Source organism: Mesorhizobium sp. 128a (genome assembly GCF_053848025.1).
Genome location: NZ_JBSPKY010000014.1, coordinates 1 through 16,169, shown reverse-complemented (window position 1 = coordinate 16,169; position 16,169 = coordinate 1). Strand labels below are relative to the sequence as shown.

Below are 16,169 nucleotides of genomic sequence, written 5' to 3'. Positions count from 1 at the left end.
ATTTACGGTGAGCCGGCAGAGATGGATTTGCGAGCGCGGCGAGGTCGCCGGCTTGAAAAGCCGCGGCGGGACTTGGGAGCTGTCTACACCAGCCGTGACGTGATCCCGGATCTTAAACGGGAGATCGAGGATCGAAGAAAGGCTAGCAGTGCGCCGCCAGCCTGACCCGCCAACACCTCCGTAGCTTTGGCCGGGACCGACGTCGTCCGTCTCAACTCCAGGTGATTTAAGGCTGGAATAAGTATCGACAGCTTCTCGTCGGCTGACAGATGACCATCCTCGGCCACCTGCCTGCATGCTGGATCACGGAACATCACCATCAAGCACATCCTGTGTACGATGTACTGTAACGGCTAAAAGTATCAAACGTTCCCCACCCGGGTGGTAGGTGTCAGCTGCGATCGAGGAAATGGCCGGCTGCGTTGGTCACCGGCCGGTGGGATCGTAATTGTGCAACCACCGAAGTCGCGTCGGCCAGATAGGAACTTTTCTCGATCGAGCTATTGTTGCTACGCGCCGGTTCCCATCAAGCGCTGCCCACTAGCCCGCCGCCACCTCATGGCGGCGGGCAGGTTCGTGGTCCTGACACCCCGCGTGACCCCAAGGCATTTTCCGCCACTAGGGCGAACCGGGACCATCACGAAGAAAAATTATCAGAAGCCAGTTCTAAACAAGCGCGGGCGGCTCTCCACCCTGACGGCGCAAATTGCACCATCGGGCGCCGACCCGGTCCAGCCCGAATAGCCCGCTACTAACGCGAGGAGCACTGCGAATGAAGAAGACATATCAAAAACCTGTACTGACAAAGCGGACCGGCTCTCTACTGTGACAGCAAGTCCTAGTGCATCGGTGACCCGCCTCCGCCTCATCGGCCCCTTGAGGCTGTAGGTGTCTGACCAGGCCCGCTGGCTCACGCCGGCGGGCTTTTTTGTTTATGCGAGGGAACAACTGCATGAGGTCGAGGTTCCTAATATGACGGTTCGTCCCTCCGAACAGTCCTTGGGTTGTTCCCATCACCCAACATCAGCCCCGCCGACTTAAGTCGGCGGGGCTGATGCTCCCCCGGGAACCTTAAGGGGACAGAGCGCAGACCTGTCGCGACAACCTATGATGTTTCCAAGTTCGGATTTCGAATCTCGGTCTGGCTGAACCCCGCACCATGCAATGCAGCGATGATCTCGTCCGGCTCACGTGGGGTGAAGCTATCTACTGGCATATTCATCCGGTCCATTGCTGCGCCGCCACCTAATCCGACTTCCAGCACTCGATCTTCAGCAACCAACTGTAACCGATCGAGAGCGTAGCTGTTCAGCCGTGCATTGCCCCGGTTCATCCCGGCGCGGACGAGCCACCGATCCCAGCCGGCCAAGAAAGCTGCTTTGCTATGAATCTTGGCGCCAATCTCATTCCCAACCCGTGCCGATCATAGAGCGGCTCGCAACTTACGAGCCCCCGCCGTCTTCGGCCGGCGGGTTTTTACGTCGAGCCGGGAACCAGAATGAAACGCTGATGTTTGCAAGGGTGCAGTGGGCTGAACGGCTTTCTTGTCCACTGTGGATCGGCCTCCGTGGACGATCGGAGCCCGCCGCCGTCTAACCCCTCAAGGTCCGGCGGCGGGCTTTTTATGGAGCAGCAATACGATCCGGCGGGTAATGCTTGATTGATGTTGGCCAAGACATGGGTCTGATGATTTCGAAAAGACTTGGCAGGCCGTCGAGCGTCGGCGACTGGCTCGCGCAGCCGCTTCGAACGGTGTTGGCTCGATCTCCGGATGTTAGCAGTGCCCGTGCCAATTCGGGAAAGAAGCGGCGGCATCAAACTTGCTGATAAACGTTTGCCGGCTGATCCCGGTCTTGATCGCATACTCTGATCAGGTTAGGCTCGCCGGGTTTGAGGTCGTGGGGGTCTTCACCCGGCGAGTTTGCTAACAAAGCTGCCTAAATACGTGGTCGTCTGATGCATGCACGCCGATTCCCGCCCTGTGCGAGCCGGCGTGCAATACAAAATTGTCAGTTGTCTGGAACCTCTCGGCACCGACGAAATTCTGTCACTGCACTGGCCCATTCAGTGCGTCCATGCCCTCAACTAGCCCGTTGATTTCGGTCAGCGGGCTTTTTCTCTTACCGGAACCAGCGTGAGTTCCGGTTCGGAACTATTTTAGCTAAAACTAATTGAATCACGGGTTGCGGGTATGGGTGTATGCGTCTCAAGTTTATTCCGCCGATGGAGCCTGAGCTATTCGACGCGCCGCCGGTAGCCGACGGGTGGAGCCACGAAATCAAATTCGACGGCTATCGCACGCAGGTCATCAGCGACGAAGACGGCATCCGGTTCTACACGAAGAACGGCTTCGACTGGACAGCCCGATATCGGTATCTCGCCGAAGAGGCGGCGGCGATCGACGCGCAAAGCTTCATCCTCGAAGGCGAAGCCATAATGATCGATAAGGCCGGCCTTTCCAACTTCCACGCATTGCAAGCCATCATAGGCCTGCGCCGGCCGTCGCCGAACATCTATCTGGTTTCGTTTGACCTGCTATTCCTCAACGGCCATGATCTGCGCCGGATGCCTTTGGAAGACCGCCGCGAGATACTTCAACAACTGGTTCCGACCGGCGGGCGCATCCAGTTCAGCGAAGCCATGCCCGGCACTGGTGACGCTGTTTATCCCTGGTCGACAAGGCTGGGCTCGAAGGCATGGTCTCGAAGCTCAAGGGCACTTCATACCAAAGCGGTAAAACGACCGCCTGGCGCAAAATCAAATGCTTCGAGGAAAAGCAGATGGACATCATTGGGGTGCAACGCGAGCGCGGCAAAGCGGCGCAAGTGATCATGGCTGAAAGCGGCCACTACAAGGGCGGGGCGTTCGTAGCCTTCAAGGCCGACAAACGGCAAGCGCTGTGGGATCGCGTCCAGGGCAAGGTAGGCGGCCCGGTGCCAAAAGGCCACAAGAGGGACAAGGCCGAGTGGCTGAAACCCGGGCTTGTCGGTCGGGTGAAGACCTTGAAGGGCGAAGAGAGACTTCGCCATGCGAGGCTGCTGGATTTTTGGGAAAACGATTGAAGGCTCTTGCCCGATGGATCAGCGAGCGCGCCATGTGCGCGCTCGCTGAATACCCATCACCTCTCGGCGAGAGAAAGCCCGCCGACGGGGTCAGCGAGCTTTTTTTGCTGAAAGGCCTACTTCCCCATCATCATTGCCACCTTGCAGAAATTTTCGTGCGCCTTGGCGATAGTTGCGTCGGCGCAGTCCTTCATAATGGCATCACGGTCTTCCTGGGACATGGCCGCCCAAGCTGCTTTCGCTTCGGCTTCAGACTTCATGGTCTTCATGCCGGCATCCGTGAAGAAGGGAGACATCTTCGCCGGATCGTCGAGTGCAGACGTACTTCCTGCGACTGCGGAGCCCGAAACCATTGCAAGGGCCATCGCAGCGAAAACCAGTTTTTTAAGGTTCATGTCAAATTCCTCCCAAAAGGGTCAGCCATTATGGCAACCCGTGCTCCCCCAACGCCGGTTTTTGGGAAAGGTTTCTAGCAAACGCAAAGTTGTTTAATTCGGGATAGCCATGCCTCAACGGCGAAAAATCGACGAAACTGCGAAGCTGGTCGGCGAGTGGCCTCTGACGCCCGGCGCCACGCTAGGGTCCTCGGTGCGGGCGAGGGGTATTTTCCTGGAGGTGCGGTCACGCCTTCCAATGGCGGCGAGAAAGTTGCTGAATATCGAATCCCGAGTGCTGACCTTGCGCCTACCGGAAGGCGTTGAAGCTGACGTCTCCGACGCGCGCGCGATCATATCGAATGCGATGCAAGACATCGAGGAGCTGCCGGTGATCCCCCGCGAAGTCGAGGACATCTTGACGATCAAGGCGGGCGAACGGCACCGTTGGCTGAAGGATGGCCGCCTTGAAAGCGCCGGGACACGAATGGTAAAATTGCGCGGCCGCGCCAGGAAGATCACCTTTCACGTGTTCGACCCACGGCATATTGAAGATGTGCTTGATCGCGATCTGGTTTCGCTGTGGCGAGAGCAGGACATTGCAACGGCCGCCGAAAACAGGCGGCGTGCTGCAGGGCAGGCGGCCATGAAGCGCGCCCGCAAAAAAGCCCGTGGATCAGACCACTCAGACCGCAGTCGAGATGAGGAAACAGGCTCTGACCTACGCGATTGGGATGAGTTCGACATAGCCGGGCTTCTACGCTGATGATCGGCCCGGCGATAAGTGTCGGCTAACTGCCATATCGACAACCGAATGTGGGAAGGCGTGGGAGGGATGGTCACGCTGATGCGATCGGACGTCACCCGCGCGCGCCCAATGGCAGTGACAGCAACCTCATCGCCTACTTTGATATGCCCGAGCCATGCCCAAGACTCTGGAGCGGCCCACGCTGGCGTCAAGTAGCGGAACCTAATGTATGCAGCGAGCTTATGTGAAATGAGCACACGCGGCACCGACTTCTTGCAACAATGGCTGATCGACAACGTGCCGACCTTGGCCGGGTCCGACATTATTTCAGTGGCAAACGCGACCCAAGAACTGTTTCGAGATGCCGAAAAGCAGGGGATCAGCACCGCAGAGATCACGGAAGACAACGGCAGCATCTATGAGGCCGTTCTCGATGCCATAGTTCACTACCATAACTCAGGCTTGGCGGACTGACGCCAACTCCCGTGCTCGCCAGCGACAGAACGAGCAGCTCATGGGCCGGTGGAGCAAACAGCTTGCTCCTCTGTTTATTGACTTCGCGGGTCTGGCAGATGGGGAGCGCATCCTGGACGTAGGCTGTAGCACCGGCAGCCTAGCCTTCGGTCTGCTAACGTGAGAGAGATTGCCGCAATGGATTTCTCGCCGGTGTTCGTCGAGGAGGCCAACAGGCTGAACACAGATGCACGGATTCATATCCAGCAAGGCGATGCGACAGCGCTGCCTTTCAAGGATGCTTACTTCGACCGATCACTTGCACTGCTGGTGTTGCACTTCGTTCCGGAGGCGGGGCGAGCGATTGGTGAGATGCGTAGGGTGACGCGCTCAGGCGGCGTCGTCGCAGCCGCCGTTTGGGACCATCTCGGCGGCATGCCGGTTATGCGCATGATGTTGGACACGCTCGCGGTTGTCGATGAGAACGCGAGAGCATGGCGGAGCCGGTATTGCTTCCAGCCCATGGTGCAACCCAATGAGATGATGCAAAGCTTCGTCGAGCAAGGCCTTCAGAACGTCGAACAGACGCAACTGCTGATCCGGAAGGATTACCAGTCTTTCGACGACTACTGGGAACCGATCACAGCCGGAGAGGGGCCTCTAGGTAAATACGCCGCCGGCTTGGATCCAGCGATGCGTACCAAGGCAAATGCCGCCGTCCGAGACGCCTATGAGGCTGGCAGACCGGACGGGCCGAGGTCATTCGTTTCAGTCGCGTGGGCATGTCGCGGCACTGTCAAATAAGGCGTTCCGCGATCGGAGCCGGGCGTCGATCAAGCCGGATCTCGCGGCTACAAATTCTCGGGAAACTGCGGCTCAGTTTGCGCCTGCGTTGGGTGCCGGCTCTTCTGTGGAGATGGCGTCGGTGGTCCGACCCGGTAACTCTGGAGATCCATCGGCGTGGTCGATGGTGATCTTCACCGGACCGGCCTCGATCTCTCCGAATGGCGATGCGAAAGCAATCTCCGCCGCGTCGCGGCCGACGCCGATCCGCACAAGCCCGTCAAGGTTGGCTTGTCGCGTTCCATCGAAGAGCCACCAGCGGCCGTCGAGATAAGCCTCGAACACTGCGTGGAAATCCCGTGGCTCCAGGCCATAGGCGTAACAGCTTACGAAGCGGGCCGGAATGTTGAGGGCACGGCAGAAGGCGATGCCGAGGTGGGCGAAATCACGACAGACTCCCGCCCGGAGCAAGAGGCTCTCATCGGCGGTGGTTTGTTCGTTCGAAGAGCCGCGCCGATAAACAATGTTGTCGTAGAGCCAGTTGCAAATTGCCGTGACGCGGCCGTGCCCCTTCGGCAAATCGCTAAACTCGCGGCTAGCGAATCCAGACAGCCTGTCCGAAGGAACAAACCGCGATGGCAGAAGGAAAGGCATGATGTCGAGCGGGAACGCGTCGAGCGGGGTCTCGCCAATCGTTGCCGGATCGGCGCGAAAGACGTCGAGTGTCACATCAGCTTCATAGACGACCTTCAGCGGGCCAGGCTGGGCTGAGACACTCATATAGCGATTCTGGATGTCGGGAACTGTGTAAGTCCGACGCGGACGGTCTGGCGTGACGGTCAGCCGTTCGACCAAGTCGTGGTGTCGCAGCAATCGCGCCACCTCCAGGTTGAAAATAAACACCGTGGGCGCTTTCACCTCATACGAGAGTTCACATCCCAATCTATATCGAACGGTCAAAACAGAGGTCCTATCCAAACCGAGCACCACCAATGGAGATCAACTCGTAGTATCGCCGGAGCGCCTTGGCTGGTCGACAGCGCCTGCGACGGCTTCTTTCTTGGCTTTTTGGAAGTACGGTCCTCTGCAGGATGAAGATGGGCGATTCATCTTTCATCAGGCCGAAGGTCAGCCACAGCGCAAAACCGAAGACAGTCAGTGCGTTCATCGGCGCCAAAATACTCTTAGGGTCTAGCGTTCTGATGATTTTCCAGGCCTGCGGCGTAAAGCTGGCCATCGGACATCGGGCTGTGAGATATCGACGATCGCAACAGTTTGCATCGATGTGTCCAATCTCAGGAACGAGCCGTCTCAGAGCTTATTTCGCCTGCGCGAGATCCGAGACGCGCACGACGCCATGCTGGCTGACGAACGTGAGCGTGGAATCCGTGCTCTGCGCTTGAGACACACCGGAAATCTGGTGGTCGCCGGTGTCGTATGTGTATGTCCGGCCATGATCGTCGATGACAAGACGACGTTTCAGGGGAAACACCGCGTAGCGCATATCATTCTGAGATCCGACAGATGAAGGATCACCGAGCTCTTGGGGCCACCATGAACTGGCGTGACGAGAAGCCCCGGAGCGATAGCTGACAGCGCGCTCATCGGCCCGGTCCTCCGCAGGTTGCTCGCGCAGGTGCCTCGACAGTTCACCCGCAATGGCATCGAGCTTTACTTTAAGGCTGTCGTTGAACATGTCGCCGACCATGGTCATGCCGGAAGACCATTGCGACATTCCGCCGAAGTCGGCATGGCTGAACTGGGCCATGGTTCCGCCGCCGCGGCGCAAGGCTTGAAGGACAGCCCTGACTGCGTCGTCGGAAACGCCGTGCTCATGTGCGAGCCTGGCGATTAAATCAGCGTCTTCACCGGCGCCTGCCATCGGATGTTCTCCTCGGTTTTGTCCCTGTCAAAACAGAACTCGGGGGTCTTGGTTCCAGAGGGTCGTGCGGCCCCCTTTCGAAAGGGTCATGAATGCCCCCCAATGCCTGCGTCCGAAACTACAGTGAATTGCGGCGCGGCGCGTTTGGAAAATGGCCAAGTAGGGCATGCTGCTGTCCTTGCGTGCAGCACCGGCGACAGAATGAAGCGGGTTAACAGGTTGCCGATGGCCGTTGCATATGACTCAACGCGTTACCCATATCGCGATCAAGAAGCATTAGGTCGTGGCTGGCGGAACCTTTGTAAGGTTAAGCCCTTCTCCTCTTTTGACGGTGGAGGCACCAATGGCGAATCTGGGAAGACTGGCGATCGCGATGCTTGGCGTTCTGGCCTACCAAAATAGAGACAAAATCGGCGAAATGATCCGTGGGGCGGGAGATCGCGATCCAAACGGCCGGCAAGGCGGGATTCTAGATCAGCTTTCCAAAGGGGTCTCAGGGACGGCGCTCGGCGATATCCTAGATCGCTTCCGAGGTGCGGGGGCAGGATCGGAGGTGGACTCGTGGGTAGGCAGTGGGCCGAACCAGCCAATCGAGCCAAATGACGTAGAAGCGGCAATAGACGATGACACGCTGACGTCACTCTCGATGCAGACCGGCCTTTCGCGCGAGGAACTCATCAGCAGGATCACCAGGGATTTGCCCGAGGCAGTCAACAAGATGACGCCAAACGGTGAACTGCCACCCGGGCCTACGCAAAGCTCCGATGAGACAACCCTGCTCGACGAACTGCCCCCGAGTAAGACGCAAGCCAAATCGGCTGGGCGAAACAATGTCTAGAGTGACGGCCATACCCCGGGGAGACCTGCGGACGCGTACAGGCCCGAAAGTTGGGACAACTGGGCAGGGCTTTCAGGGTGCCAAGGCAGCAAGCGTAGTTGCCGAATTGGATTTGTTGGCCGCCTTGCTCGATTCCCGTTGGAGCGTTCCGGGAACATCAATTCGTTTCGGATTGGATGCCCTGGTGGGTCTGGTGCCCGTACTCGGAGATGCGGCGACAGGCATCGTTTCGGTTTACATCATATTGCGAGCCCGAAGCTGCGGTGCTGGCAAGACCTTGGTCGCCAGAATGTTAGGGAACGTATTGCTTGATACGGTTGTAGGTAGCGTCCCTATTCTGGGATCGATCTTCGATGTGTATTTTAAGGCCAACAACCGCAACATCAGGCTGCTACGCCGCCACCTCCAACGGTAAAGCGGAAGTTGGCAGGGCCTGGCGACGCGAACTGCCTGATTGCAGCTCAGTAATCACCCCGAGGAACCTTATTGGTTTATCGCACGTTTTCCCGCCGAACCAATTTCGGTTCAAGGAGAAGGGGAAAACATGGAAAATCCAGGTGTTGGTTGGATAGCGGCTATCGTCATCGGCGGTATCGCCGGCTGGCTCGCAGAGATGTTCATGAAAAGCAATATGGGCGTGCTCATGAACATCATTTTGGGGATCGTCGGCGCCATCGTCGCCAACGTCCTTCTCGGGCTGCTGGGCGTATCATTGGCCGGCTGGCTTGGCTATCTTGTCGCCGGCTTCATCGGTGCATGTATTTTGATTGCCGTGGCCCGAATGATTAGACGCTAACCCAATCGGTCTTGCCGCGTCCTGATTTAGGCGTGTGATCCTGGGATCACGCGCCTTTTCACAGCCCTCTGAAAGCGCTTAGTCCTTCGGATTGAGGTTGGCGCATTCGTCCTGGGCATATTCGACGCGGTCGTTTCGTTTGTCCTGATCGCAGCCATCTTCGCCGCTATCTTCAAGATTTTGCCTAATCGAAGCTTGCAACGGCGGGAACGGGATTGGCGCGGTTGTGACCGCTGCCCCGTTCACGCTGGGGAATTCGCTTATTGGTTGGTATATCGGCTCCAGCGCGATCGCGTCCTCATGTGGGGGCTGCCGGGAGCTGCTCGTCATCCTGCTGTGGGTTTACTGCCCGGCGGAAATTTTTCTTCTTGGTGCGGAAATCACTCGCGCCTATTCCGTTCGACACGACCACGCGCTAAATGTAACTCGGAGCCAGCGCCACTTCCGGGCAAGATGTCTCGTGCCCACGTGAAAGGGCACGGAACCTTTCGCCTCGCCCGCTCTTTCATCCGAAGCCAATTCGGGCAAGGAGCATTGTAATGAAAACTCTAGCCGACATTTTCGAGCACACCCTCCAAGACATGTATTACGCCGAGAACGCGATTACAAAGGCCTTGCCCAAGGTGGCCGCGGCTGCGAAGGACGCCAAACTAAAGAAAGCAGCAGAGGACCACCTTGAGGAGACGAAGGGACAGATCAAGAAGCTCGAACAGGTGTTCAAGTCGATAGGCAAGAAGGCGTCTGGCGAGAAGTGCGACGCGATAGAGGGCCTCATCAAGGAAGCCGACGGACTGGTGGAGGAAGCGTCAGGAACGGCCCTCGATTCCGGCCTGCTGGCAGCCTGTCAGGCAGTCGAGCATTATGAGATATCCCGGTACGGCTCGCTGCGGGAATGGGCAAAGGATCTCGGGCATGATGACGCGCACAAGTTGCTCAGCGAGATTCTCGACCAGGAAAAAGCCACCAACAACAAGCTAACGAACCTTGCGGTTACGTCGATTAACAGGACAAATTGATCCCCCGGTCCTTCGAGCTCGATGATGGATGCCGCAAAGATGTCCCCATTGTTCACGGATGCCGGCATGAAGACCATGAAATCTGCAGCCGACACCAACGCGCCTGAGCGGCAGGAAGACGGGACGCGGTGATAAAGGATTGTGCGGAATCTGTCGCGCTTGGAGCGCGGGTATTCACCTCCGACGATCCCGAAAAAGCCTGCCGACATCTTCAGACTCGCCAGGCTTTCGTCACCGCTCGTTGACTCCTGCTGGCTCGTTCCAGCCACTTCAGCCCAATTGCCCGCTGCCGAATTACGGTGGCGGGTTTTTCTTTGTATTAGCGGAACAGCATATAAGGCCATAGGGTGTCTACGCGGCAGCACTGCTGCTGGCCAACGTCCGCAAGACTTGGCCGGGCCCGCGTCCTGCCTTGGTCACGGGCCCGCTCCTTGTTTCTGCCGGCTGGCTCACACCGGCGGCTTTTTTGTATATGCTGGGAACAACACGATGAGGTCGAGGTTCCTATTCTGGCCGCTTCGATCCCCTCCGAGTGGTCCTTGGGTTCATCACCCAGCATCTGCCCCGCTGGCTCCCGGCCGGCGGGGTTTTTCTTCCCGGAACTTCACGCGGATAGATCACTTCGCACAACGGAATCTAACTCCAATGGGGTATGATCTAGCTTTTCGTGCCACATCACCTGCCGAAAGTCGCGCATGTCAACTTGCTGGCCGCAAACCGTACACTGGTAGAAGTGATTGTGTGCGTTGGGCTTGGCAGACCCATGGAGTTTGCCTGGGATGGGCGGTCCGAGGTCAGACAGCTTCGTCATCGGATTCAGCCCCTTATGCTCGGCGCCGACGGCTTGAGCTCGGCGTCGCCGAATTTAACGGCGTTGTAGGCTTTTGCCGCATGGTCGCACCGGTGGTGGGACGGACCGTTGGCCCGCAAAATCACCTCGGCTGCACCCTTTGAGAGGTTGTGCTTTTCCATGAACGCTTCAAGCTCATAGGGGCGACTGTCCGACCATGGGTCGTTGCTGGTCTGAGGTTTTCCCATTGCTATTTCACGAACTCCTCGGGCGTGTGTTCCTCAATGCTGAACTCGTGCACCGTGCCTTGACCTTCATCGACAACCCTGAACCAATGCTCTTGCAGCGCTCTCGGTGAGATGATCCTGCCGGTAACTTCCTCAACCGCCGACAGAGCGTCCTGTGCATCGATCACGTTAGTGCTGAGCACCTGGTCGCCCCGCAGTTCCACGACTTGATATCGTGTCATGCTGTTATCGATTGCCCAGTCGCTTAGCTTCGGCTTCAAGCGTGTCGCGGTCATTGCCGTGCCTGGCGATCAGCTCTCGAACCTCCGGGATCGAGAGACCAAATTTGCTGGCGAAGTAGCCCACCTCATATTCCTGGTCGCCAGAAACCTGGCTGCGGTCCCGGTTGTCAGTCTTGCTCTTGTCGTCGGCCATAGTCATTCCTCCACTGCGATTAGCGGGAACGTGGTCATCGGGAAATTGTTGCATGGCGCACTAATTTGCGGCTTCGGAACTCTGCCTCTAATTCTCGCTGATTGCTTGTTGCACTGGCGCATTCAGTGCATCTCCATGAGAACTCTGCCCTCTCCCCGGCGGGCTTTTTTGTTCGCGGTTGGAACACGTTATGCGTCAGCGTAGCTGGCGTCTTGCGGTGGACTGAACGGCTTTCTTGCCCACTGTAGATCGGCCTCGTGGGCCATCGGAGCCCGCTGCCGTTTAACCGCTCAAGGTCCGGCAGCGGGCTTTTCTGATTCCACACGGAACCTCATCAATGACGCGGCATTGAGGTCTGGGGCGCGGATCACAAATCCTCCGGCGTTCCCGAAAAGCCTGCAGAGAATTCCATGCTCAGCGGGCTTTTTTGCGGACTTTGGAAAGGACATTGACCTGGTGATTTCGAAAAGACTTGCTGCCAATGCCGGGTACGTCGCGGAATTCCTGGAATTAATGGGTAATGAGAAACGGCTTTTGATCATGAACCATCTCGCCGCTGGCGAAGTTCCTGTCGGCGTCCTTGCCAAGCAAGTCCAACTCAGCCAATCGGCTCTGTCGCAGCATCTCGCCAAGCTTCGCGCTTTCGGTCTTGTCGATGCCCGTCGCGACGGTAAGGCCGTCTTCTATTTCTGTTCTTCCAACGCGGTGCGCGACCTGCTTTCCATGCTGGACGGGTTCTTGTTGTCAGGAAGGCCGCTCAAGGGGCCGGGACGGCATTACGTCGCCGAACGACTGCGCAAATTGCGTGTGGCCTGACAACCCGACCTACTTCCAGCGGAGCCGTCGTTTACATGGCCGAACTAACTACGCCGCAGAAATGGCGAACGCGGCGGGCATTGACCCGGAGACGTTTCGGGAGGCTTTGCGCGGCTGTGATTTCGTATGGCACAAGCGCAATGACGATTGGACTGTGGAGGTTGATAGCCGCGAGCCCGTGTCGTAACCGTTGGTTCAACCATTGCTGGTATAACAAATGGTGGGAGCGGCTCCGACATTGCGGCGGGGGGTTGGTTTGCCGGAGCCGCCTGCGCAGCCTCGTGGGCACTTTGACCGCGCCGTCTCATTCTGGGACAGCGCGGTCAATGATTCGTTAAAATCTTCCGAAACTAATAAAGCTCGCGCTAATTGACCCGCCGGCTGTGAGTGAGCGTGTCAGTTTCCGTCTGCATAGCCGGCCCGCGCGGCCAAGACAAATTGCCGGATGCCTGGAACATCCCTACGCCTCCGAAATTGGTTTGTTGCACTGGCCCACTCCTCCAGTGCGCCTCCATGAGACTTTGCCCGCTGGCCCCACGCCGGCGGGCTCTTTGTACGCATCGCAGGAGCCCGTCACCTTCGCCCTGAGGATGGCGGGCTTTTTGCGCTGGGGTGGTCAAGGTGTTGCTAATATACAGCACCGACAGCATCTCTGACGGTAGCAGCGAGGAACCGCTTCCGTCGGGCAGCCGTTAGCGTCAGAGTGACAGCGAACAAAACAAAGCGAGACGGTGAAGATGGACAAGGGGCAAGATACAAAAACCATCGAGTTGTGCTGTCTTATAGCGGTCCCGGTATCACTGCTGTTTACAGTGGTGTTCGCTGGGATGGTCCTTGGCTGACCAACGCCACGGGCGTCCGATTGGTATCAACGATCGATACCAAGCGAACCTAAGTCGACCTGTGGTTTGGCGTGCCCGAGCCGCCCAGCAAGCATCTTAGCAGGCCCCCGCGTGTCCCTCGGGATGCGCCGGCCTTTCTAGGCGTCCATTTTCAGCGGCTCATGCCCCCGCGAGGCACGCAAAGCCATCACTAAGCGCGACCTGCACTTTGTCGCCTTCGACTTATTGCATCTTAATGTGCTCGACATGGCACTGGAGGACCCGAGCGAGATCCTTGCCGAGTTGATCCCGCCAGACATCCGTTGAGGGCATGGTTTCGAAGCGCAAGGACAGCAAATATCGAAGCGGAAACTCAACTAACTGGCTAAGGCAAAGTGCTCGAACAGGGCAAGCCGGCGTTCGCCCTGATGGCGGAGCGAGGCAAGGGCGCTATGTCGGCTCAGCGTTCATCACATTGAACCGGGAAATGCGCGAACGGCTCTGGCCGGGGGTGCAGGAGCACGTAGCACGTAGCTGATCCATTTGTCGTCCGTTCCGTTAATTGGCTGCGAGGTTGCCCATGAAGGCTTTCGACGAATACCGCATTCATCAAATCTTTGAAGTCAGCGTCTGGCTTAAGGGTGCTCATGCCTTGATCGAGTGTAGTGGCGGGGTGCTGCTTTACATCGTCACCACCGCCTCCATTGCATCGTGGGTCAATGCCTTCACCCAGGATGAGTTGATCGAAGACCCGAATGACTTCATAGCCGGCAATCTGTCGCAGATGGCGAGCCACTTCTCGGTCGCCAGCAAGGAGTTCTACGCCTTCTACCTCCTCAGCCATGGCCTCATAAAGCTGCTCTTGGTTATAGGCCTTTTGCGCGGCAAGCTGTGGGCGTATCCGGCCTCTCTCGTCGCGCTCGGCGCATTCATGGTCTACCAAGTCTACCGCTATTCCTATACCCACTCACTGGGGCTGCTCCTACTGACCGTCTTCGATGCGGTCGTCATGGTGCTGATTTGGCACGAATGGGGCATAATGCGGCGGCCCAGGCCAGCGTAGCGACGGATTATAAGCTGCCCGATGAGCATCGTCCGCCTTGCCATCAAGGAGCTCGTCGGCATGTTCATTGACGACGGCAATCCGGCGCTGCTGGCGTTTCCTGATTGCGGCGATCACAGCAGCGGTGAAGCTTCTGGCGCTTCCTTGCTTGGCGGCATCCTGCTGGTGGTGGGTTGTCGCCTTCGGTTCCATCTCGTGATAAGATCAGCATCATACTTCAGCTTGATCTGGAGGGCCTCGCATTCGCTCCGTTCGTCATCGCCGCTCTCGTAGCCCTCGATCCGCTGCCGGCTGGAGCGCAGAACAATGCTGCGCCACTGCCGCCGGGGATCGCCGACAAGGTCCGGCGTTGCGCGACGTGTCACGGTGCCGATGGTCTGCCGGTTGTTGAGAAGGTGCCGATCATAGCCGGCCAGCACAAGTCCAATTTGCTGACAGATTTGCAAGATTTCCGCAATGGAGGGCGCCCAAGCGACCTCATGGGCCCGATCGCGAAAAATCTTTCCCGTGCCGACATCCATGCGCTTGCGGCCTACTTCTCCGCAATGCCTTGGCCCGCCTACCGCGACCCGGCCGACGCAGCGAGCGTCAACCGCGTCCAAGCGCTCGACATCGTGGAGAAGTGCACCTCCTCGTGCCACCGGGAGGGTTTCGTCGGATACGCCAGCACTCCGCGCGTCGCAAATCAGAAGCTGGACCACCTGATCAAAACCCTCTCCGACTTTCACGATAACAAGCGCCCGAATATGCGCAGCATGACGGCCTTGGTGCGCAATTTGTCGGACGAAGACATCGCTGCCATGGCTCACTATCTTTCCGGCCTCTGACGATCGGTTCGGGGTCGGCGATCCACCGATCCAGTCAACTCGCGGCCGACGAGGTTTCCATTGCACTCGGCCACCCGCTAGGAAGGAGCCTCTGATTGCCATGGCGCGCTTTGCCCACCTTGTCCTTCTCACCTTCGCCCTAGGACTGTTTCCTAGAATTGCATTGGCTGGGGAGCCTTTCGTCCCGAGCTGGATCAAAAACGACCCCGCAGCCAAGGCGGTGGCCATAGAGATTGTTGCCGATTGGAACCAAATCGAGCGCTACCGCAGGGACAATATCCGGACCGACATTATCGACTTCAACGGCTACTGGGGCGGCAATCTCACGATCATCGTGCCAGAGCAATGGTCGGTGCAGATCGAATTCATCAACGGCTCCTCCAATTTCTGGCACGGCCTGATGCTGACCAGGGTCTATGCTCAGTCAGAGATGCCAGTGAAGTTGAAGGCTAAGGACGCGATCTGGGGAGTGTACACCACCCCGCTGGAGGGGATTAAAATCAATGAGCGGAGACAACTCAACTTTGTTGCGCAGCAGGCGGGGAACTATTTCCTCGCCTGTCCGAGACAAACGCACCTGATGGATGGCCACTGGATCGGCTTCGAGGTGAGAGGCAACCTCGATCGGGCCGTGGCAATCGTCCATGAAGACAAGTTCCCGCAGGAACAGCCCCCAGGACGTCCATAGGCCTGCCGGAGCAAGCCTGCGCGCCATGGCGCCGCGAGATCGCCTCCTGGGAAGTGCGTCCAGAGAACGGCCGCATCAAATGTCGGTTCCTAAGTGGGGAGCCGCATTGCCGCGGAGACGCGAATGCTGGCCACAGAGCGCGCCGGACGAGTTTCAGGTGTAGGACAGCGAGAACGCGCGCCGGCGACAGCAGCGGCTAGGGAGTTTACAAGACTATCCCACTCTTTAGAGGTCCACTGGCACATATGGAGCAATTGTCGAAGTGCTTCATCGGCGTTTGCCGTACTGAGCTCGCTGGCGTTGCCATGTGCCGCCTCATCCCTCCAAAGTGAAACAATGCCAGCAAAAATCTTCAGCGACGATTGAACAGTAACCGACGATTGAACAGTAACCGAAGACTGGCCAACGATCATGTTGACCACCTTTTGCCGTCCACCGCCCGTCCTTGCCGCGGCTGGTCACCATGGAAACACGGACAAAATCTGGTGGGCGGCACGGTGCCTGCATTTCGCGAAGCTCAACGTTTCATGCTGGTTCGATGGGTCTGATC

The 16,169-nt window shown here is 58.0% G+C and carries 20 protein-coding genes and 1 pseudogene; 13 read left to right on the top strand and 8 right to left on the bottom strand.

Annotated elements, in window-relative coordinates; translation table 11 throughout:
* Nucleotides 1-1,105: 1,105 nt before the first annotated feature.
* Nucleotides 1,106-1,369 (bottom strand): hypothetical protein, encoded by a 264-nt coding sequence (locus tag ACWTU9_RS22190; RefSeq protein WP_455860145.1) that lies wholly within the window; start codon nt 1,367-1,369, stop codon nt 1,106-1,108.
* 830 nt (nt 1,370-2,199) lie between these two features.
* On the opposite strand from ACWTU9_RS22190, the gene ACWTU9_RS22185 reads away from it, so the two are divergent.
* Both ACWTU9_RS22185 and ACWTU9_RS22180 read left to right on the top strand, forming a co-directional pair.
* On the top strand, nt 2,200-2,829 hold the full coding sequence (locus tag ACWTU9_RS22185; RefSeq protein ID WP_455860144.1) for an ATP-dependent DNA ligase: 630 nt from the start codon (nt 2,200-2,202) through the stop codon (nt 2,827-2,829).
* Nucleotides 2,781-3,062, top strand: a complete 282-nt coding sequence (locus ACWTU9_RS22180; RefSeq protein ID WP_455860143.1) for a hypothetical protein — start codon at nt 2,781-2,783, stop codon at nt 3,060-3,062. Before ACWTU9_RS22185 ends, ACWTU9_RS22180 begins: the two co-directional genes overlap by 49 nt.
* Before the next feature lie 116 nt (nt 3,063-3,178).
* Here ACWTU9_RS22180 and ACWTU9_RS22175 read toward each other — a convergent pair whose 3' ends face one another.
* Nucleotides 3,179-3,457, bottom strand: a complete 279-nt coding sequence (locus tag ACWTU9_RS22175; RefSeq protein ID WP_455860142.1) for a hypothetical protein — start codon at nt 3,455-3,457, stop codon at nt 3,179-3,181.
* A gap of 109 nt (nt 3,458-3,566) precedes the next feature.
* Here ACWTU9_RS22175 and ACWTU9_RS22170 point away from each other — a divergent pair, with 109 nt between their 5' ends.
* The 3 genes and pseudogenes from ACWTU9_RS22170 (at nt 3,567) to ACWTU9_RS22160 (ending at nt 5,441) form a co-directional block, all read left to right on the top strand.
* Nucleotides 3,567-4,202: a hypothetical protein gene (locus ACWTU9_RS22170; RefSeq protein WP_455860141.1), complete on the top strand. Its 636-nt coding sequence runs from the start codon at nt 3,567-3,569 to the stop codon at nt 4,200-4,202.
* A 231-nt stretch (nt 4,203-4,433) separates the two neighbouring features.
* Nucleotides 4,434-4,658 (top strand): DUF768 domain-containing protein, encoded by a 225-nt coding sequence (locus tag ACWTU9_RS22165; RefSeq protein WP_455860140.1) that lies wholly within the window; start codon nt 4,434-4,436, stop codon nt 4,656-4,658.
* 40 nt (nt 4,659-4,698) lie between these two features.
* Nucleotides 4,699-5,441, top strand: a pseudogene (locus ACWTU9_RS22160) (class I SAM-dependent methyltransferase).
* Nucleotides 5,442-5,513: 72 nt separating this feature from the next.
* On the opposite strand, the gene ACWTU9_RS22155 reads toward ACWTU9_RS22160, so the two are convergent.
* The 3 genes from ACWTU9_RS22155 to ACWTU9_RS22145 form a co-directional block, all read right to left on the bottom strand.
* Entirely contained in the window at nt 5,514-6,380 is an 867-nt protein-coding gene (locus ACWTU9_RS22155; RefSeq protein WP_455860139.1) for a transglutaminase-like domain-containing protein, read from the bottom strand.
* Nucleotides 6,381-6,390: 10 nt separating this feature from the next.
* Nucleotides 6,391-6,657: a hypothetical protein gene (locus ACWTU9_RS22150; RefSeq protein ID WP_455860138.1), complete on the bottom strand. Its 267-nt coding sequence runs from the start codon at nt 6,655-6,657 to the stop codon at nt 6,391-6,393.
* A gap of 81 nt (nt 6,658-6,738) precedes the next feature.
* A complete protein-coding gene (locus ACWTU9_RS22145) occupies nt 6,739-7,302 on the bottom strand; it encodes a hypothetical protein (protein WP_455860137.1) in 564 nt (187 codons plus the stop codon).
* Between the two features lie 343 nt (nt 7,303-7,645).
* Here ACWTU9_RS22145 and ACWTU9_RS22140 point away from each other — a divergent pair, with 343 nt between their 5' ends.
* The 4 genes from ACWTU9_RS22140 to ACWTU9_RS22125 all read left to right on the top strand — a co-directional run bounded on the left by ACWTU9_RS22140 (nt 7,646) and on the right by ACWTU9_RS22125 (nt 9,952).
* Nucleotides 7,646-8,140, top strand: a complete 495-nt coding sequence (locus ACWTU9_RS22140; RefSeq protein ID WP_455860136.1) for a YidB family protein — start codon at nt 7,646-7,648, stop codon at nt 8,138-8,140.
* Nucleotides 8,067-8,555: a DUF4112 domain-containing protein gene (locus ACWTU9_RS22135; RefSeq protein WP_455860135.1), complete on the top strand. Its 489-nt coding sequence runs from the start codon at nt 8,067-8,069 to the stop codon at nt 8,553-8,555. The genes ACWTU9_RS22140 and ACWTU9_RS22135 overlap by 74 nt, the downstream gene beginning before the upstream one ends.
* 129 nt (nt 8,556-8,684) lie before the next feature.
* Nucleotides 8,685-8,936: a GlsB/YeaQ/YmgE family stress response membrane protein gene (locus tag ACWTU9_RS22130; protein WP_025583718.1), complete on the top strand. Its 252-nt coding sequence runs from the start codon at nt 8,685-8,687 to the stop codon at nt 8,934-8,936.
* A gap of 539 nt (nt 8,937-9,475) precedes the next feature.
* The gene (locus ACWTU9_RS22125) at nt 9,476-9,952 is read left to right on the top strand and encodes a YciE/YciF ferroxidase family protein (protein WP_455860134.1); all 477 of its coding nucleotides are present in this window, start codon (nt 9,476-9,478) and stop codon (nt 9,950-9,952) included.
* An 816-nt stretch (nt 9,953-10,768) separates the two neighbouring features.
* On the opposite strand, the gene ACWTU9_RS22120 is transcribed toward ACWTU9_RS22125, so the two are convergent.
* The 3 genes from ACWTU9_RS22120 to ACWTU9_RS22110 are packed head-to-tail and all read right to left on the bottom strand — an operon-like array spanning nt 10,769 to nt 11,404.
* Complete coding sequence (locus ACWTU9_RS22120; RefSeq protein ID WP_455860133.1) at nt 10,769-10,990, bottom strand: hypothetical protein; 222 nt, start codon at nt 10,988-10,990, stop codon at nt 10,769-10,771.
* 2 nt (nt 10,991-10,992) lie between these two features.
* Nucleotides 10,993-11,211, bottom strand: a complete 219-nt coding sequence (locus tag ACWTU9_RS22115) for a hypothetical protein (RefSeq protein ID WP_455860132.1) — start codon at nt 11,209-11,211, stop codon at nt 10,993-10,995.
* 4 nt (nt 11,212-11,215) lie between these two features.
* Nucleotides 11,216-11,404 (bottom strand): DUF3606 domain-containing protein, encoded by a 189-nt coding sequence (locus tag ACWTU9_RS22110; RefSeq protein ID WP_454589225.1) that lies wholly within the window; start codon nt 11,402-11,404, stop codon nt 11,216-11,218.
* 456 nt (nt 11,405-11,860) lie between these two features.
* Between ACWTU9_RS22110 and ACWTU9_RS22105 the strand changes: the two genes are divergently transcribed.
* The 4 genes from ACWTU9_RS22105 to ACWTU9_RS22090 all read left to right on the top strand — a co-directional run bounded on the left by ACWTU9_RS22105 (nt 11,861) and on the right by ACWTU9_RS22090 (nt 15,619).
* Complete coding sequence (locus tag ACWTU9_RS22105; protein WP_455860131.1) at nt 11,861-12,220, top strand: ArsR/SmtB family transcription factor; 360 nt, start codon at nt 11,861-11,863, stop codon at nt 12,218-12,220.
* 1,401 nt (nt 12,221-13,621) lie between these two features.
* A complete protein-coding gene (locus ACWTU9_RS22100) occupies nt 13,622-14,104 on the top strand; it encodes a DUF2127 domain-containing protein (RefSeq protein WP_455860130.1) in 483 nt (160 codons plus the stop codon).
* A 173-nt stretch (nt 14,105-14,277) separates the two neighbouring features.
* On the top strand, nt 14,278-14,931 hold the full coding sequence (locus ACWTU9_RS22095) for a c-type cytochrome (protein WP_455860129.1): 654 nt from the start codon (nt 14,278-14,280) through the stop codon (nt 14,929-14,931).
* A gap of 100 nt (nt 14,932-15,031) precedes the next feature.
* Nucleotides 15,032-15,619, top strand: coding sequence for a sulfocyanin-like copper-binding protein (locus ACWTU9_RS22090; protein ID WP_455860128.1), 588 nt, complete (start codon nt 15,032-15,034; stop codon nt 15,617-15,619).
* Nucleotides 15,620-16,169 lie beyond the last annotated feature (550 nt).

What these genes read in the sequence shown, in the direction of transcription:
- ACWTU9_RS22185 (WP_455860144.1), top strand. Translation starts at nt 2,200, where the DNA reads ATGCGTCTCAAGTTTATTCCGCCGATGGAGCCTGAGCTATTCGACGCG.
- ACWTU9_RS22180 (WP_455860143.1), top strand. Translation starts at nt 2,781, where the DNA reads ATGGACATCATTGGGGTGCAACGCGAGCGCGGCAAAGCGGCGCAAGTG.
- ACWTU9_RS22175 (WP_455860142.1), bottom strand. Translation starts at nt 3,457, where the DNA reads ATGAACCTTAAAAAACTGGTTTTCGCTGCGATGGCCCTTGCAATGGTT.
- ACWTU9_RS22170 (WP_455860141.1), top strand. Translation starts at nt 3,567, where the DNA reads ATGCCTCAACGGCGAAAAATCGACGAAACTGCGAAGCTGGTCGGCGAG.
- ACWTU9_RS22165 (WP_455860140.1), top strand. Translation starts at nt 4,434, where the DNA reads ATGAGCACACGCGGCACCGACTTCTTGCAACAATGGCTGATCGACAAC.
- ACWTU9_RS22150 (WP_455860138.1), bottom strand. Translation starts at nt 6,657, where the DNA reads ATGGCCAGCTTTACGCCGCAGGCCTGGAAAATCATCAGAACGCTAGAC.
- ACWTU9_RS22145 (WP_455860137.1), bottom strand. Translation starts at nt 7,302, where the DNA reads ATGGCAGGCGCCGGTGAAGACGCTGATTTAATCGCCAGGCTCGCACAT.
- ACWTU9_RS22140 (WP_455860136.1), top strand. Translation starts at nt 7,646, where the DNA reads ATGGCGAATCTGGGAAGACTGGCGATCGCGATGCTTGGCGTTCTGGCC.
- ACWTU9_RS22135 (WP_455860135.1), top strand. Translation starts at nt 8,067, where the DNA reads ATGAGACAACCCTGCTCGACGAACTGCCCCCGAGTAAGACGCAAGCCA.
- ACWTU9_RS22130 (WP_025583718.1), top strand. Translation starts at nt 8,685, where the DNA reads ATGGAAAATCCAGGTGTTGGTTGGATAGCGGCTATCGTCATCGGCGGT.
- ACWTU9_RS22125 (WP_455860134.1), top strand. Translation starts at nt 9,476, where the DNA reads ATGAAAACTCTAGCCGACATTTTCGAGCACACCCTCCAAGACATGTAT.
- ACWTU9_RS22120 (WP_455860133.1), bottom strand. Translation starts at nt 10,990, where the DNA reads ATGGGAAAACCTCAGACCAGCAACGACCCATGGTCGGACAGTCGCCCC.
- ACWTU9_RS22115 (WP_455860132.1), bottom strand. Translation starts at nt 11,211, where the DNA reads ATGACACGATATCAAGTCGTGGAACTGCGGGGCGACCAGGTGCTCAGC.
- ACWTU9_RS22110 (WP_454589225.1), bottom strand. Translation starts at nt 11,404, where the DNA reads ATGGCCGACGACAAGAGCAAGACTGACAACCGGGACCGCAGCCAGGTT.
- ACWTU9_RS22100 (WP_455860130.1), top strand. Translation starts at nt 13,622, where the DNA reads ATGAAGGCTTTCGACGAATACCGCATTCATCAAATCTTTGAAGTCAGC.
- ACWTU9_RS22090 (WP_455860128.1), top strand. Translation starts at nt 15,032, where the DNA reads ATGGCGCGCTTTGCCCACCTTGTCCTTCTCACCTTCGCCCTAGGACTG.